The organism is Litoribacterium kuwaitense, from assembly GCF_011058155.1.
GTDB lineage: Bacteria > Bacillota > Bacilli > Bacillales > DSM-28697 > Litoribacterium > Litoribacterium kuwaitense.
This window is the reverse complement of record NZ_JAALFC010000041.1, coordinates 12619-29507: the sequence shown is the minus strand read 5'-3', so window position 1 is coordinate 29507 and position 16889 is coordinate 12619. Positions and strand designations below refer to the sequence as shown.

Annotated in this window: 16 protein-coding genes and 1 pseudogene; 4 read left to right on the top strand and 13 right to left on the bottom strand. The window is 42.0% G+C overall.

What is annotated here, in order from left to right; all coding sequences use genetic code 11:
• Positions 1-300, top strand: a 300-nt coding sequence (locus G4V62_RS16060) for a zinc ribbon domain-containing protein (protein ID WP_246218480.1), incomplete at its 5' end; no start/stop codon positions are given.
• 315 nt (positions 301-615) lie between these two features.
• On the opposite strand, the gene G4V62_RS16055 is transcribed toward G4V62_RS16060, so the two are convergent.
• The 10 genes from G4V62_RS16055 to G4V62_RS16010 all read right to left on the bottom strand — a co-directional run bounded on the left by G4V62_RS16055 (position 616) and on the right by G4V62_RS16010 (position 11148).
• The gene (locus tag G4V62_RS16055; protein ID WP_165204022.1) at positions 616-1653 is read right to left on the bottom strand and encodes an NAD(P)-dependent alcohol dehydrogenase; all 1038 of its coding nucleotides are present in this window, start codon (positions 1651-1653) and stop codon (positions 616-618) included.
• A 114-nt stretch (positions 1654-1767) separates the two neighbouring features.
• On the bottom strand, positions 1768-2718 hold the full coding sequence (locus G4V62_RS16050; RefSeq protein WP_246218486.1) for a substrate-binding domain-containing protein: 951 nt from the start codon (positions 2716-2718) through the stop codon (positions 1768-1770).
• 63 nt (positions 2719-2781) lie between these two features.
• Positions 2782-3759, bottom strand: coding sequence for an ABC transporter permease (locus tag G4V62_RS16045; protein ID WP_165204016.1), 978 nt, complete (start codon positions 3757-3759; stop codon positions 2782-2784).
• Positions 3760-3762: 3 nt separating this feature from the next.
• On the bottom strand, positions 3763-5274 hold the full coding sequence (locus G4V62_RS16040; RefSeq protein ID WP_281359615.1) for a sugar ABC transporter ATP-binding protein: 1512 nt from the start codon (positions 5272-5274) through the stop codon (positions 3763-3765).
• Between the two features lie 60 nt (positions 5275-5334).
• Positions 5335-6351, bottom strand: a complete 1017-nt coding sequence (locus G4V62_RS16035) for a LacI family DNA-binding transcriptional regulator (RefSeq protein ID WP_312855518.1) — start codon at positions 6349-6351, stop codon at positions 5335-5337.
• Between the two features lie 490 nt (positions 6352-6841).
• On the bottom strand, positions 6842-8029 hold the full coding sequence (trpB, locus tag G4V62_RS16030; protein WP_165204013.1) for a tryptophan synthase subunit beta: 1188 nt from the start codon (positions 8027-8029) through the stop codon (positions 6842-6844).
• A 221-nt stretch (positions 8030-8250) separates the two neighbouring features.
• Positions 8251-9222: a phytanoyl-CoA dioxygenase family protein gene (locus tag G4V62_RS16025; RefSeq protein ID WP_312855517.1), complete on the bottom strand. Its 972-nt coding sequence runs from the start codon at positions 9220-9222 to the stop codon at positions 8251-8253.
• Between the two features lie 100 nt (positions 9223-9322).
• Positions 9323-10228 (bottom strand): AraC family transcriptional regulator, encoded by a 906-nt coding sequence (locus G4V62_RS20680; RefSeq protein ID WP_165204010.1) that lies wholly within the window; start codon positions 10226-10228, stop codon positions 9323-9325.
• A 48-nt stretch (positions 10229-10276) separates the two neighbouring features.
• Positions 10277-10807: a helix-turn-helix domain-containing protein gene (locus G4V62_RS16015; RefSeq protein WP_246218483.1), complete on the bottom strand. Its 531-nt coding sequence runs from the start codon at positions 10805-10807 to the stop codon at positions 10277-10279.
• A gap of 128 nt (positions 10808-10935) precedes the next feature.
• Positions 10936-11148 carry a cupin domain-containing protein gene (locus tag G4V62_RS16010; protein ID WP_165204004.1) on the bottom strand — a complete coding sequence of 71 codons (213 nt, stop codon included), beginning with the start codon at positions 11146-11148 and terminating at the stop codon, positions 10936-10938.
• 154 nt (positions 11149-11302) lie between these two features.
• On the opposite strand from G4V62_RS16010, the gene G4V62_RS16005 reads away from it, so the two are divergent.
• Positions 11303-12130, top strand: a complete 828-nt coding sequence (locus tag G4V62_RS16005; RefSeq protein ID WP_165204001.1) for a phytanoyl-CoA dioxygenase family protein — start codon at positions 11303-11305, stop codon at positions 12128-12130.
• Positions 12131-12842: 712 nt separating this feature from the next.
• Here G4V62_RS16005 and G4V62_RS16000 read toward each other — a convergent pair.
• Both G4V62_RS16000 and G4V62_RS15995 read right to left on the bottom strand, forming a co-directional pair.
• On the bottom strand, positions 12843-13766 hold the full coding sequence (locus G4V62_RS16000) for an NHL repeat-containing protein (protein WP_165203998.1): 924 nt from the start codon (positions 13764-13766) through the stop codon (positions 12843-12845).
• A 354-nt stretch (positions 13767-14120) separates the two neighbouring features.
• Positions 14121-14948: a phytanoyl-CoA dioxygenase family protein gene (locus tag G4V62_RS15995; protein WP_165203995.1), complete on the bottom strand. Its 828-nt coding sequence runs from the start codon at positions 14946-14948 to the stop codon at positions 14121-14123.
• Between the two features lie 136 nt (positions 14949-15084).
• On the opposite strand from G4V62_RS15995, the pseudogene G4V62_RS20890 reads away from it, so the two are divergent.
• Together G4V62_RS20890 and G4V62_RS20885 are read left to right on the top strand one after the other, a co-directional pair.
• A pseudogene (locus G4V62_RS20890) lies at positions 15085-15537 on the top strand (cupin domain-containing protein); the annotation flags it as partial.
• A 224-nt stretch (positions 15538-15761) separates the two neighbouring features.
• Positions 15762-15971 (top strand): helix-turn-helix domain-containing protein, encoded by a 210-nt coding sequence (locus G4V62_RS20885; protein ID WP_376768318.1) that lies wholly within the window; start codon positions 15762-15764, stop codon positions 15969-15971.
• Between the two features lie 12 nt (positions 15972-15983).
• On the opposite strand, the gene murQ is transcribed toward G4V62_RS20885, so the two are convergent.
• Positions 15984-16877 carry an N-acetylmuramic acid 6-phosphate etherase gene (murQ, locus tag G4V62_RS15980; protein WP_165204028.1) on the bottom strand — a complete coding sequence of 298 codons (894 nt, stop codon included), beginning with the start codon at positions 16875-16877 and terminating at the stop codon, positions 15984-15986.
• Positions 16878-16889 lie beyond the last annotated feature (12 nt).

The following is a 16889-nucleotide window of genomic DNA, read 5'->3' as shown; positions in this document are numbered from 1 at the left end:
TTCATCGTTTATTTCGTACCGTCTTTGCGTCATGCTCGTCGCTCCATTCATTTTTCACCAATCGTACCACATTATTCTTTAGTTTTCAGACAGGTCCTAGTTGTTGTTGGAAAAATATTTGCAAGTTCTCAACTATGCTCGAGCTGTGGCTACCAAAATAAAGACGTTAAAAATCTCAACCTTCGTGAGTGGGATTGCCCTTCTTGTGGCACGCATCACAATCGAGATATGAACGCAGGACAAAATCTTAAAAACGAAGCGATAAGGCTTCTAACCGTAGGAACTACGGGGATAGCCTAATCAATAACTGGCGGTTACGCTCGTGTTCTTAGGAATCTCCCACTTCAAACAGCTCGTAAGAGTGTTAAGTGGGGGTAGTTCAATTCTTACCTCACTAGTGAGTCGTAAGCTTTTGATATGCAGGACAATGCCCAGTAACATCTTCCTCACTTTTAATATTTCCAAAATCTTCATCTAGCTTAAACCTGTTCGCTATCTATTTCTATCCCAACTAGTCTTTATCGTATCAAGCACACATGAATGTAGACAAAATCGATATGACTTTGTCTACATTCTAACTAACTTATCCCGAGAAATCCTTCTTGTACACGAATTCTATTGATCTGGCTGAATGATTATTTTTAGCGTATTCGCCTTATCTTGAATCGACTGCTCAATGGCATCTGCCGTCTGACTTAATGGGAAGTAGTTTGTAATCATTTTTTCAATTTGAATGTCTGTTTTGGATAGCATTTCGATTGCAGGAGCGTACGTGTGATGATAGCGAAATACCCCCATGACATCTAACTCTTTATCAATGATCGCAGACGTGCTCATTGGTACCTCATCCTGCGGAGACATGCCAACGATGACGACCCTACCACCGGCACGAGCGACAGCAATGGCGCCTTGTACGGCTTTTGCGTTCCCTGCTGTTTCAATGGCAAGGTCAACACCTGCACCACTTGTGTATTCCTTCACTTTTTCCTGCAGATCTTCTTGACGAAGGTTAATTGTATAATCTGTGCCCATGTCTTTCGCAACCTCGAGCCTGCTCTCTTCTAAATCAACACCGATCACCGTTTTGGCCCCATTCATTTTCGCGGCAGCTGCAGTCACTAAGCCAATCGGACCCATTCCCATAATAATCACCGTTTCGCCTTTTTGCAGCCTGCCTCGATGAATGGCGTGTACGCCAACAGAAAATGGCTCAATGAGCGCTGCAGTCTCATAGCTCATCGTATCAGGTATAGGGAAGACGAGGTCAGCCCTCATTGAAATAAATTCACAAAATGCGCCGTCATATGGCGGGGTCGCTAAAAATTCGACGTGCGGGCATAGGTTGTACCGTCCCTCTTTACAATAACGACATGTTCCACATGTTGCTCCTGGCTCAATTGAGACGCGCTGTCCTTCTTTAAGCCCAGTCACATTGTTCCCTACCTGAACAATATCTCCCGACGCTTCATGACCGAGAACAAGTGGTTTATCGACAATAAAGTTACCTATTTTCCCATGTTCATAGTAATGCACATCCGATCCACACAATCCAACAGCTCTTATTTGGATTAATACTTCATCGTCATTGATCGCTGGAAGGTCAATATCTTGGATGTCTATCGTTTTTAAATCTGTTAAAACAGCTGCCTTCATAACGAATATCCTCCTTTATTTGCACTAAGAAAATTTAGTAAAAGATGACGGGGGTAAGTTCGAACCTTTCATATGGAAAAAACGTATATGAGGCTCTCTTACCCCCGTTAATGATTATTCTAGATACTCATCAACATTTTCTTTCGTCACAAGTTCAAATGGGATTTCATACTTTTGATCAATCTCTTCACCTTTTGCTGCTTTAATGGCTAATTCAATGACTGTTTCTCCTTGTTCTTGTGCATTTTGGAACACAGTTGCAATCATCGTACCCTCTTTCACTGCTTGCAGTGCATCTTTAACACCGTCAACACCGACGACCGGTATGTCATTCATACCTTGAGCGTTTAACGCATTGATCGCTCCAATCGCCATTTCGTCATTCTGTGCGATAACGCCGTCAATGTCATCACCATATGTTTGAATCCAGTTTTCCATAGTGCTTAATGCTTCAGCGCGTGACCAGTTTGCGGTTTGCTCAGCAAGTAATTTGATGTCAGGATTTTCTGCTAAAATGTTGTCAATCCCTTTCCGGCGTCCGACTTGACCGGTCTGTCCGATAGGACCTTCAAGCATAACAACATTGCCTTTACCATTTAATGCTTCAACCATCTGCTTCGTTTCTTCTTCACCAGCAATGACATCTGGAGAGCCAACAAAGGTTGTCAATTTTTCCGCTGTTAAGAAAGCATTGACACCTAATACGGGTGTGCCATTCTCAACAATTTGATTGACTGTGTTGTTTAAAGCTTCTTCATCGATCGGGTTGACGATTATCGCATCGACCTGTTGTGTTTCTAAGTTTGTCAGCTGTGAAATGGCTGTACTTACGTCATAATTTCCATCCATGACGACGAGTTCAACACCTAGCTCTTCAGCTTTGGCTTCCATTGCATTTGTCAAATTCGTTGCGTACTCTCCACGTAAGCCATACACTTGAAATCCTAATTTAACCGCTTCATCGTTCTTCCCTTCGCTTCCTTCTGCACTGCCTCCTTCATTGGCACAAGCAGCTGTAATAACCATCGTTGCTAAAACGACAACGAGCAAAAGTGCTTTGTTCATCTTTTTCAAGGTCATTCTCCCCTTTTTGCAAATGTTTTTATATCAAATGCTTGATATCGTATATTAAGATCGTTTTCGATCAACTAACACAGCAATAATAATGATCGTTCCTTTAATGACTTGCTGCCAATATGAGGAAACGGCTAATAAATCCAATCCGTTGTTCAAGACACCAATAATGAGTGCACCGACTAATGTGCCCCATAATCGCCCTCGACCTCCCATAAGACTTGTCCCACCAATGACAACGGCAGCAATTGCATCTAATTCATAAGATACCCCAGCTTGCGGGAGTCCTGAGGATACACGAGATGCGAGAATAACGCCTGCCAGTCCGGCAAGCAGACCGCTAATGCAGTAGACAGACATTAACGTCTTGTTGACGCTAATCCCTGACGTTAAGGTAGCATTTTCGTTTCCTCCAACAGCATACACATAACGACCAAATTTCGTTTTGTAAAGCACGATACTACAAATGATAAAGGCAATGATGACGATCCAGACGGGAATTGGCATGCCTAGAAACGACCCAGAACCGATGGCAAGAAAAGGCTCTGATAGACCCGAAATCGGCTGACCATCACTGTAGATATACGTAAATCCTCTGGCGATTGCCATCATTCCTAATGTTGCAATAAAAGGTGTCACTTTGAATTTAGAAACGACGACGCCGTTGATTGCCCCAAAGAGCAAACCGACCGCAAGACCTGCGATAATACCGAGCAATAGATTTGAATCGGGCCCTACCGATAAAGACGCGGCGACAATACCAGATAACGCTAATATCGATCCGACCGACAAATCGATCCCCTTCGTGAGAATGACAAACGTCATGCCAATCGCCAGCACGGCGTTAATCGAAACTTGTCTAAACAAGTTTAAAAGGTTAGAAGACGTTAAAAAATTTGGACTTAACATCGTCAATATGACAACCATCAAAAGTAAAGCTAGTAAAATTCCGTATTCAGAGACAAAGTGCGCGACTTTTTTTGTTCTCTGTTCGCTTTTCGTTAATTTGTCTGAAGCTACTTGATTGCTCATCGTTTACCCCCCGATTTTATTTGCTGTTGCAAGCTCAAGTATTTTTTCTTGTGTCGCTTCTCCTCTGTTTAATTCCCCGGTCACTCGACCTTCACTGAGGACTAAAATACGATCACTCATCCCGAGCACCTCTGGCATTTCAGAGGAAATCATCATAATGGAATAACCTTCTTTTGTAAGCTCGTCCATTAATTTATAGATTTCCGTTTTTGCGCCAATATCTACCCCGCGCGTCGGCTCATCTAAAATTAATATTTTTGGCTTCGTTAATAGCCATTTGGCAATGACAACCTTTTGTTGATTTCCCCCGCTCAACGTTTCAACGAACTGATTTTTACTGTACGTTTTAATACGAAGCTGCTCGATCATCTCATCTGCCACGCGATTTTCTACTTTGCCCTTTACCATTGGACCAGCCGAGATGTGATCAAGCGTAGGTAGAGTCATATTTTTCTTGACGGACAACGGGAGCACTAAGCCTTCTTCTTTACGATCTTCAGTGACAAAAGCAATGCCTTGCTTAATCGCGTCTTTCGGATTTTTGATCTTTACCGGTGCTCCATTGATTTCAATTGACCCTCGCTCAAGCGAAATCATCCCAAAAATGGCTTTCACAACCTCTGTTCTCCCAGCACCCATCAGCCCGGTTAAACTTAAAATTTCTCCTTTTTTCAAGTGAAAACTAACGTTCTCAAAATACCCTTGTGCTGTCATTTGTTTAACTTCCAGAGCAATGTCTTCATGGGCAGTCGGTGTTCTCGCCGGAAAGATGTCTTTGAGTTCTCGTCCGACCATTTGTTGAATTAATGTTTCTTCAGTAAGCTTACTTGCCGGATTTGTCGTGATGTATTCACCATCGCGAAACACAGTGATGTCATCAGCAATTTGAAAGATTTCATCCATCTTGTGTGAAATGTAAATAATTCCTTTTCCGTCTGCTTTTAAACGGTTAATGATCCTAAATAACTGCTCAACTTCTTTATCTGCTAGAGAGGACGTCGGTTCATCCATAATTATCACTTTGGAATCATAGGCAACCGCTTTCACGATTTCCACCATTTGAATTTCAGAAACACTAAGCTCCTTCATCTTCTTTTTTGGATGGATCGATAACCCAAGATCCTCAATCATCGCTTTCGTTTCCCTGTACATTTTTTGATAATGAATTAATGGTGTCTTTGGGTATAGGGGCTCACGACCTAAAAAGATATTTTCAGCTACAGTCATTTCCTGAATAGGACTGAGCTCTTGGTGAATCATTGCAATACCATGATCAAGGGCGGCTTTCGGATGATTTAGGTGAATTTCTTTTCCTTCCAGCTCAATCGTGCCGGACGTTGGCTTATAAATACCGGATAGGATTTTCATTGTTGTCGACTTACCTGCGCCGTTCTCCCCCATTAAGGCATGAACCGACCCTTTACGTATCTTTAAATGAACGTTATGAATGGCCTTCACGCCATTAAAGAATTTCGAAACCCCTTTCATTTCTACTAACATTTGATGATTGCTCATAAAACCACCTCCGAAACTTAAACGTTTAAGTTTTTATGCTGTAAAGAAGCCGGTGGAACTTCATCTAGGCGTTCCACACGACTCTCGCAATACTAGCTGCAATGGCAAAGACGTTGTACTGATTTCTTGATGTCGTTTAAATTTGTGCAATGCATGAATCGCTTGTCTGCCCATCTCGAACGCAGGCTGTGACACAATCGTAAATGATGGCTCACTGATCTGCTGCCAAGGATGGTCGTCAAACCCAATAAAACTAATATCTGCTGGTATTTTCAAGCGTAACTCTTTCAACGCTTTGACCGCACCAATCATTAGTAAATGGTTTGTCGCAAAAATAGCCGTTGGCGGGGACGGCAAGTTCATCATGTCCATGACAGATTGATAACCACCGTTGATTTGGGCATTTGTTCCTTTATAACTTCCACCAAAGCGTATTAAATCTTCGTCTACCCCGATGTTCATATGATGTAGAGCTTCGACATAGCCTTGACGCCGTTGTATTGTTGTACTAATCCCTGGAGAAGCTAAAATAATACCTATTCGTTTATGCCCGTTTGACAAAAGTCTCTTAGTTGCCTTGTAGCTTCCGTCAATATTATCCGCTTTCACAACTGGCAACTGAAGCTGCTCGATCTCACGGTCAACGAGAACGATTGGGGTGTCTCTTTTCCTTGCTAAAGGGTTTAATTGATCGGTCACCGGAGCGACAATCATCCCACTAACTTGTTGCGCCATTAAGAGCTCAATCAATTGGTTTTGCCGTAGCTCACTTTCCTCTGAGTTGGCAACAACAACTTGCCAATCGTAATGCTGGCACTCCTCTTGAATCCCGCTTAGGATTTCGGTGAAAAAAGGGTTGTTATCTGGAACAATGAGTCCAATCAGCTTACTATCACCGCTCTTTAAACTCCGAGCGGATTCATTCCGCGAATAACCAAGCTCTTTGATAGCCTGTTGGACTCGCTGAACTGTTTTTTCACTAGCCTCACTCTTGTTGTTCAAGACATTAGAAACCGTCGCAATGGATACATTAGCTCTTTGTGCAACATCATAAAGTGTTGGTTTCTTTTTTTTCACAATCACTATTATCCTTTATAATAAATTTCAAGATCACTCCATGTAAATCTTAACATTTCTCCAAATGAATTACAGAGATTTAAGTAAAGAACCACTAAACGTCTTATTGTGTTTTTTCTTAAACGTTTAAGTTAAATTCTCTTTTACTATTAAAAGATAAATTGCAACCGTTGTCAAGGACTGTTTTGGAAATATGTTTGACTCACTTTAAAACCAACCACGTTTCGATGTGCCAGCTTTGTAAAGTTGAACAATGGGTGGGGGTGGGATCTATGATCATTTTTTCATACCCGACACGTCACCTCTAGCTTCACAATGGTGCCATTTGCTACACTAATTTTCTTGCTACAATAAAGAAAAAAGCAATCCGCGCATGAGTTTGGCCACTCATCGGATTACTTTTTTGTGAAGGCTGATCCAAAAATCGAACCTGTATTGCTTACGCCACAAGTGTTTCAGCACTTGTGGCCCTTTTCTCCATTTTTCTGGCTTATTCTTTAGCTTCCAATAAACGCTTTACTTCATTGACGTCTTTGTCGCCACGTCCAGAGATGTTAACGATAATAATATCGTCTTCACTCATTTGTGGAGCTTCTTTTATTGTATAGGCGACCGCATGGGAGCTTTCTAAAGCCGGAATAATTCCCTCTGTTCTTGAAAGCTCTTGAAACGCTTCAAGGACTTCTTCTTTCGTCACCGTGTAGTATTCTGCACGACCAGACACCTTTAACTGGCTATGCTCTGGTCCAATCCCTGGATAATCAAGTCCAGCCGCAATGGAATGTGTCGGTAGTGGGTTTCCTTCTTCATCCTGCAAACATAAGCATTTGAAGCCGTGGATGACAGCTGGTGTGCCCTCAGTCATTGTAGCAGCTTCTTTCGGCTCAACCCCGACGATACGCACATTTTCTTCCTGAATGTATTCAGAGAATGCCCCGATCGCGTTACTTCCACCACCAACACAAGCGACAACGACTGTCGGCAACCTACCTTCTTTTTCAAGAATTTGCCGCTTCGATTCTTTACTAATAATCGATTGGAAATAGTGAACCATTGACGGATATGGGTGTGGTCCGACTGCCGAACCGAGCAAATAAAATGTGTTCTCATAGTTCGCAACGAGGTCATTTAAAGCTTCATCGACCGCATCCTTAAGGCGACCTTGACCATGATGGACAGCGATGACTTTCGCTCCTAATAGTTCCATGCGGAAAACGTTTAGCTCCTGACGACGAATATCTTCTGCCCCCATATAAATAACACATTCCATGTTGAGCATCGCACATGCTGTTGCAGTAGCAACACCGTGCTGCCCGGCGCCCGTTTCCGCAATCACACGATGAGCGCCCATCCGTTTGGCTAATAAAATCTGCCCAATGACATTGTTAATTTTATGAGCACCTGTATGGTTTAAATCTTCTCTTTTTAAATAGATCTTCGCGCCGCCTAGCTTTTTCGTTAAACGCTCAGCATAGGTCAGCGGATTTTCACGTCCTACATATTCTTTCATATAGAAATCGAATTCTTCGACAAATTCTGGGTCATCTTTATACGATTCAAACGCTTCAGCTAATCGATTTAAGACAGCTTCCAGTTGTGGCGGCACAAAACTGCCTCCAAATTCACCAAAAAACCCTTTTTCGCTTACCTCAACTTTACTCGTCTCAGCTTTACTCATCTCTTCTCAATCTCCTTTTTAAATAGTCTGATATAAATATGAATTATATCATGATGTGTAAACAAAGTCACCCTCGACCGCACCCTTTTTAGCGTAAACTTATTTGCACTTCGCACTTTAATTTATGCTCGGACTTTGACCCTAATCGTTAAGGAGGGAAAGTGTTTACCCTGTCGATGATTTTGTTCAGCTATAAGGATGGCTACACAAGGCATGCCCCATTACATTTCCATTTTCCCCATATCTCCACCTGGCATGGCAACATTCATTTCGCCCTGGTCTTCAGACGATAACTCTACGGTTGTTCCAAATTTTGGCGTAGCGAACGGTAAGTGTGTCTTTCCTCGAGCTAAAATATGCTCACGATTTGCCGAAGGACCTTCATACGGTTCGCCATGATTCCAAGGAACCCATGAACGAGCATTGCAGTAATGACAAACATAACTTCTTCTCATGCGATCTTTTGTCTGATTTTGATATGAACGATGCAATAAATGCGAGTGGAAAAACAGTACATCACCTGGTTCCAGCTCCACCGGGACAATATCGCCATACTTTTTGACGACCTCTGATAGCTGATTGACTTCATCGTCTAAGTGACTCGCATGCTTCGCTTTAAACAGCCCATCAATTTGCTCGTCGTTTGCATGAACATAACCGATTTTTGATAAAGGGGGATAAATAGGTTCATGATGTGAGCCGGGCGCCACCCAAAGACAGCCATTTTCTTGATCGACATCGTCTAAAGCAACCCAGGCTCCGATCAATGTGTCCGGTGCTGTCTGAATATACATGGAGTCTTGATGCCACCCTTGACCTCCTTTTCCAGGAGGGTTGAAAAACAGCATCGACTGCAATGCCAACACATCAGGGCCAATCAGCGCTTCAAGGACATCGACGATGCCAAAGTGCAGCATTCCCCATTCGGCTGTCTCATGTGCGCGATGAGCCATATGAATACGGGCCGATGCGATGCGCTCTCTCTTTTCTGCTTCATTTCCAAAATTGATACTGTGCGTCAAATGATCTAAGTTGACTTTCCCTTCATAAATATCATCAGCCCATTGCTGTAAATAAGCTGTATCAGCTTGTGACAGGAGCCCTTTTACAATCAAGTATCCATCACGATAAAAACGGGTATAATCCTCGGCTTTTACGTTTTTTCGCTTTCTTTTTTCAATGTTTGTGTCCACGATAATAACACCCTTTCATACATTTGTGTTTTTATTATCAGAATTTAGAGACAAATACACAATGTATGCAAATGACAAAAAGATGGATAAATTTGATCTTCTAGAACGTGTCATTCGGTGGATCGAGAATAAAGAAGTGATTGAGAGGGTAAAACCGGGACCAATCCTTTGTCGGAACTAAATGACGGTATTTGGGATCACTGTAACGTTTGCGATATTCGCTTGCCGTCAGTGGAGACCAACGACGAAACACACGATGAAAGTGGTAAACATCTGTAAAGCCTACTTCTGAAGCGATTTGTTTAATGGGCACCTCACTTTGCAAGAGAAGCTGAGCTGCTCTTTCCATCTTATACTGATTGAGCCAAGCTTTCGGTGAAGATCCCATGAACCTTTGGAAGGTACGGGTAAAATGTTCATGAGACCAGCCTGAGGCAGCTGCCAATTGTCCAACTTCAATCTTTTCACTGATATGATTCTCCGCGTATTCAAGTGCATTAACGAGCGGCTTTGGGAGTGGAGCTTCAATGGACATTTTGGCAGTGCCGCCGTTCGCAAGCATCTCAAGCTCTTCCCACACTGTGAGAAACAGCATTTGCGTGATCCGCCGCCACCGATAAGGCTTCGTATGAAAATATCGGAGCATCTGATTAAATATCTGCGGTATAAAGGAATCCTCGCGTAAAAACAATACCCTTTCCTGAGTCGGATCAGCTCCTAATAGAGGGTATAAATGTATGATCGAATGATCGATTAAATCAAAATGAATAAAAAGGTGACGTGTTACGCCATCTGGATCAAACTGATAACGATGCTTCTCACCCGGGCGTGTAAGCAGGACACAAGGGGCATTTAAATGAAACGTTCCAGCGCATTCAGACACGTACTGCGAATTTGTACCTTTAGGAAAGTAAACAATTTCAAAATCGTGTAATTGTCGTTCTGCGAGATAGTGACCAGCCCGCACAGTGACGTCACCCGCATGGTGAAATAGAAAAGTTTCCACGAATGACTTACCTCCTTCCTTATTTCTAAGTACCTCCTCTGTAAAGTTTCAACATTCTTTTTGCTGATACTCACCAGGAGCCACGCCGACCTTTTTCTTAAACACTTTTGAAAAATGATGGATATCTGAAAAGCCGCAATAACTCGCGATTTTTTCTTGAGTAAGGTTGGTATTTATCAAAAGCTCACAAGCATGAGAAACCCTCATATTTAGTAAATATTGATAAGGGGTTGTACCATACTGCATTTTAAAGATTTCATTAAAGCGAGAAATTGATAAATGCGCTCTTTGTGCCATATCAGACACACTTAAAGGCTCGCCTAAATGGAATGAAAAATAGGATGTAATCCAATGAAGAGATTGGGGTGAGGTCACTTGAAGATTGTCTACCTTTACATAAGTTTGCAAAATCATAATGATCATTTCGGTAAGTTTAGTTTGCGTTTTCAGTTTGGAAATAGGGTCTCCAAGTTTCCAATAGCTAATTACTTCTAAAAATGTATTCACAAATTTAAAATTCTCAATTTCTAACTTTATAGGAATTTCAACTTGAAATAACTCATCTAATCTCGGTTGCATCAAGTGCCGATAGTCACTTAAATCAACTTGACCTGCCCTCGTAGGAAAGCTCTGTTCTCGATTAAGACAATGAAAAATATCAAAGTGGGCAAAAGGGGTTACCGTTTTTGTTAAACCTTCTAAGTGATTCAAACTATTCGGTTGAATAAAGCAAATATCCCCCTTCTCAAAATAATATTTTTTCCATCAACGGTGAAATTGCACTTACCCTCTCGGACATAAATAAGTAAATAGTCTAGTAAACGACGTTCCGACATAGACCACGGATTTCTAATAGCAAAATCACATTCTCTGACATAGGGAGTCACAGGATTTCTTTTGACTACTTCTGTAAAATTCATAATTTCTATCTCCTTCATCTTCTGCAACTTTTTACATATTTCATTTGCAAAAAAAGTTGTTTTTGACAATAACAATCTACAAATCAACAAAGACAACTTGCTTATGTTTCATTAAAATTTATTTGAAGTTCACAAAAGTATAGGAGGAAAACAAATGAAAAACAATCGCTCTATTTTACCTAACCTAGAAGAATATTACACATTAACACAAGAACAAAAGGTACTCTACCAAGAGAAAGGCCATATCTATTTAAAGAATGTCGCAACGGATTACGAAATTAAACAATATGAAAAAGTGATTACAGACAAAGTGATGGAATTAAATACTCATAGCCAACCAGTGACCAAACGTGATACTTACGGCAAAGCTTTTATACAAATAGGAAACCTATGGGTTAAGAGCTCCGAAATAAAACAATTTGTACTAGCTAAACGTTTTGCAAAAATTGCTGCTGATTTAATGGGAGTTGATGGTGTTCGTATTTATCACGATCAAGCTCTATATAAAGAGCCAGGGGGTGGTCATACTCCTTGGCATCAGGATCAAATTTATTGGCCGCTTGACACACCAAATACGATCACTATGTGGATGCCCCTCGAACCAATTTCTCAAGAGGTCGGAACAATGACATTTGCTTCTGGAACTCACAAACATGGATTTATCAGCAAACAACAAATCTCCGATGAATCCCATAATACTTTAAAACAATACATTGAGGGCAAGCAAATCCCCGTCGAAAACTATGGCGCAATGTCGGCGGGGGATGCTACCTTCCATGCTGGATGGACCATACACAGTGCTCCAGGAAACCCTACAGATCACATGCGAAAAATCATAACGATTATCTATGTTGCCGATGGTGCGCGTGTTGCTCAGCCAGATAGCAAAGCCAGAGATTCTGATTTAAAAAATTGGATTCCTGGATGTTCGCCTGGTGATCTCGTTGCGAGCCCATTAAACCCACTCGTATATAAAAAGTAACTGTTATCCCTCCATAAAAGATGTGTCTCAAGGAGAAGTCCGCTTTTTCATCGCCGGGCCAAATATTTTTTACCCTGCGAACGGACATCCTCATTCGCGTCATCTCTGATTTCACTTACTGCTCTTAACTGCCCAATATGTTCCATATTGGGCGTCTTCTTTCAACATCGCATGCCCTTCGATTACTATGTCTACCAAATTCTGTGTTAACGTACTTTTTGCTCACCAATAAACTTTAAAAACCGTAGTATCGTGCCCCTGTTCCCAATGAAGATGAAGGTATAGCCTAAATATTTTGCTGTATAGTTATCGAATGACCTCTAACGATTCCATGAGGTTGATCGATAAAAATACAAAAAAAGAACTGAGAACTCCTATGCGTAAAATTTTATAATAAATAAATTGTTAATCATCGGACATCTACACGCTCATGAAGACGAAAGGTTGCTTTTTTCTATGGAAAATGAGAACCGTTCACTTCAAGCGAGATATTAAGTCGTTTCTGTGGAAATCATGGTGAAAGAAAAATATCGTTTGCTTATGTACACAATCTGCTATGAACTGTCGATCGTATCGAAATTTATGTTGTGATGGTTTAGACAAAGTTTATTTCGGATGTTTAAAGATAGTAGGTTTGGCAATTTGAGAACATATCATAGAAAAACACAAGCAGAGAAAAAATTCTCGAACTTGTGTTTTTAAAAACTTTCCTCTAGATTTCTAATTGCTTCGTCAGCTTTGTCACCCTGCCATGAACGGTCCATTCAGCAACGTAAACATTGCCTTTGGAGTCGACACATACCCCGTGAGGTGAGCTAAAGCGATTGTCTCTGAAATAACTTTCAGGAAGATTCGGCCACCCTTCTTGCTTGTATGCTTGCTGATCTTCCCCTAAATGGGTCACCAAGCGATCATGCTGATCAAAAACGGTTACACGACTGTTCAAGTCTGGAAAATAAACCTCACCGTCAAAGAAATAAAAGCTACAAGGCATATCCATATTCTCTTCAATAAAACGCTTATGCTCACCGTCCAAAGTAAACACTTGAATACGGTGATTTGAACGGTCCGCTACATACAATTCAGGCTCTTCTGCTCTAAGATTCACCGAAATACCGTGTGGACATGCCAGCTGACCAGGCTCACTTCCTAAGCCACCGAAAGAGCTCATGTAATGGCCATTGGCGTCGTATCGATGTACATAATTTTGACCGTACCCATCCGCTACATAAATGTCCCCATTCGGAGCAACCGCAACATCTGTCGGTCTATATTCGTGATCTTCATCGTAAACCTCGGGAAGATTGGGCGTCTCCAATTCCAACACCGTTTCACCATCTAAGGTTGTTTTCATCACATTTCCTTTTGCGACATCTGTTAAATACAGGTACTCACCGTCTGCTTCTTTATGTAAATAAAAGCCATGCGCCTCGCCAAATTGCTCCCCCCATGACGAGAGATACTCTCCTTTTTCGTTAAATTTTACAACAGAGGGACTATTCGTATGAAACACGTAAACATTGTCCTCTTCGTCAACGACAACACCATGTGTATACCCAAAAGAAATACCTTCAGGCAGCTTTGCCCAGCGCGGGTCTGCTTCATAAGTACGGTCACTACTTTCGATTCTAGCCATCCATCACATTCCTTTCTTTTATTTATATTTGTCACTTTATGTACTTCGTGCACGTTGTTCATAACCCTTTGGTAATCGCTTACAATGACAAGCATTATTTTTTGCCCGTGGAAACAAACACTCTAGTATTTGTTACTTTTTTTGAAAAACATTTGAATTGTCTCAACGTTTGGCCTGGTTTGGATACGCTTCTCAACGTAGGCAAATGACTAAGCAGGCGAACAAGTGACGGATGAGAGCGTTTACCAAAAAGCAGATCAACGCCCATCCGTCACTTTTGTCTTCCCCTGCCTACAACCATCAGTCCAGTCATGATACTCTACTTAAGCATAAAATCGTCAAACAGGGCTTACATTACCCTTTTTTGCTATATAAAAGAGGAAAGTATTCATTGTTAAACGGCTGCCCATTATATGGACGAGGTCCGAGGAATTTAATATTGTCATGATTTGCGCGTCCTTTATGATAGCTCGTATGTCCAGGCATTAAATGAGCTACGATAGACAGGCGCGGGTCTGATGTTACGTTTGGACCAGATCCATGGAACGTTAATGAATGGTGAAAGCTTGCTTGACCGGCTTTTAAAATGCACGGCTCTTCAACCCAGTCTTGCTGCGCAAATTTTTCCCTCAGCTTCTCCATGTCTTGCTCAAAGAAGGTGTCGCTTCCTTCCACTTCGCCCCACTTATGAGAACCGAGGATCGTCTTCATCGCACCATTTTCCACGACAGTGTCTTGGAGCGCTACCCACACGGTCACCATGTTCGTCGTGCTCGTGCAACGCCAATAGCCATAGTCTTGATGCCAACCGACATTGCCTAAATTCGTGTCCTCACCGGCAGAGCCAGGCTTATAAATGACTTGGTCGTGCCAGAGACGAATCTCATCTTCACCTAATATATCTGCTGCAATTTTACCAAGGTTTTCATCCGTGACAAAAGCGTGTACTTCGTCATTGATCCACCAACCATTTTCACATTTGCGAATCGCCAACTTCTTTTTCGGTGGAAGCGGATTCATCGAAAAGCCGTCACCATCAAAATCTCTGTCCCAGATGCGATCATGCGCTTTACGCAAACGTTCGATCGTCTCATCATCTATCAGCTTAGGACTAATCCAGTAGCCATCTCTATCAAAGATTGCTTTATCTTCTGCTGTCACTTGATAATCAATTACGCCCATTCAATCACTCCTAAATGATTTGTTTATTTACAAGTCACATTGTACAGGGGAATCCCCCCCCTTTACTTCCTCATTCCTTTCAAGTAGGATTAGAAACATTGATAATTATTGAAACATCTTCTTAGAGGTGATTGTAATGATGCGAAAAAAAACAGACTATATGCGCTGGACGTTTGGCATAGATGAACACCCACAGCTTCAAGGTGTTCCTGAACTGATTATGCTCGGCTACGATCATCTGACAGAAGCTCTTCAACTTTCAGACCATTTGCATGAGCAATGCTTTGAATTTGTTTATATGGAAAGAGGTCAATCGTCATGGGAAGTGGATCAACATTCGTACACTTCCCGAACAGGTCAAATTTTTCATACACGTCCAAACGAATGGCACCGCGCGCGTATGAATCACATTGAGCCATGTACGATTTGGTGGCTCATTATGACTGACCCCTCCCGTTTCCATCAATGGCTAAATATTAAAGGCGATGAAAAGATTGCTTTACAACAAGCACTTCATCAGTTGCCACGGATTGTGTCCGTTGACCCAAGTCTTAGTGAAACGTTTAGAAAAATGCGCCATTCCCTGGAAGAGCGTCATCCTTTATCAGAAATTTATATTCGCCATAGCATTTTGACCATTCTTTTTCAACTGCTTCAGCCGAGCAACTCACATGACATTCCAGCAGACCTTTATGAAGCGATGGTGGAACTTGCAGAACACATTAAAAAAATCCCGATCAACGATGGCCAGTTAAAAAAATTGCCAAAGAGCTCGGGGTTAGTGAGTCTCACACTTATCGTTTATTCCGTAGCATGTACGGCCAGTCTCCGACAGCTTTTGTCGACCGTCTAAAAATTGACGACGCTTGTCGCCAACTTTCATCGAATCAAATTTCCATTACGCAGCTTGCTTATGACCTTGGTTTTAAAACAAGCCAACATTTTGCTACTGTTTTCAAAAAATATACCGGACACACACCTAGCCATTGGCGAAACACGCAAAAAAATAATGTCTTGAAATAAAACATTGGCAAATTACTCTTTTGCCGACACAGCTTGACGAACGACCCCTTGCGCCTCATGGAGTCGCAGCTTTGCCTCGTCAACAGGGAGGTCAGCTAAAATCATGACAATGGCTGTTTTCACATGCCCTCCCGCTTTATTAAAAAATTCTTCAGCGACAGAGAAAGAGACTCCGGTCGCTTCGACGATGATATTCTTACCACGCATTTCAAGTTTTTCATTCGTTACTTTCATATCGACCATGAGGTTTTGATAAACTTTTCCTAATCCAACCATTGTTGCTGTTGAAATCATATTTAGCACCATTTTTTGTGCGCTCCCTGCTTTTAAACGAGTGGAGCCAGAAAGGACCTCACTCCCTGTAGGCACTTCAATAGCAACATCAGCCATTTCGCTCATCACAGCATTGCAGTTACACGAAAGGCTTGCCGTTAGAGCACCTACTTTATTCGCATGCTCTAACGCTCCAAGTACGTAAGGTGTGCGTCCGCTTGCCGCGATCCCGACGACAACATCCTGCTCATTTAACTGGATCTTGCTTAAATCTTGTGCACCCATCGACCGCGAATCCTCCGCGCCTTCCTCAGCTTGACTAAAAGCACCCTCTCCGCCTGCAATCAGACCAACCACTTTAGAGGATGAGACGCCAAAGGTGGGCGGACATTCTACTGCATCTAAAACACCTAAACGGCCGCTCGTCCCAGCACCAATATAAATCAGTCGTCCGTCGTGGCGTAATTTAGGTACGGCTAGCTGAATTAGTTTTGCGATTTGAGGTAGCGATTGCTTCACATGCAAAGCTACTTTTTCATCCTCCTCATTCATTAAACTCAGAATATCCAGAACATTCATTGCATCTAAATTCGTCGACGCTTCATTCCTTCGCTCTGTTTGCAGTTGTCTCATTGTCAATGCACT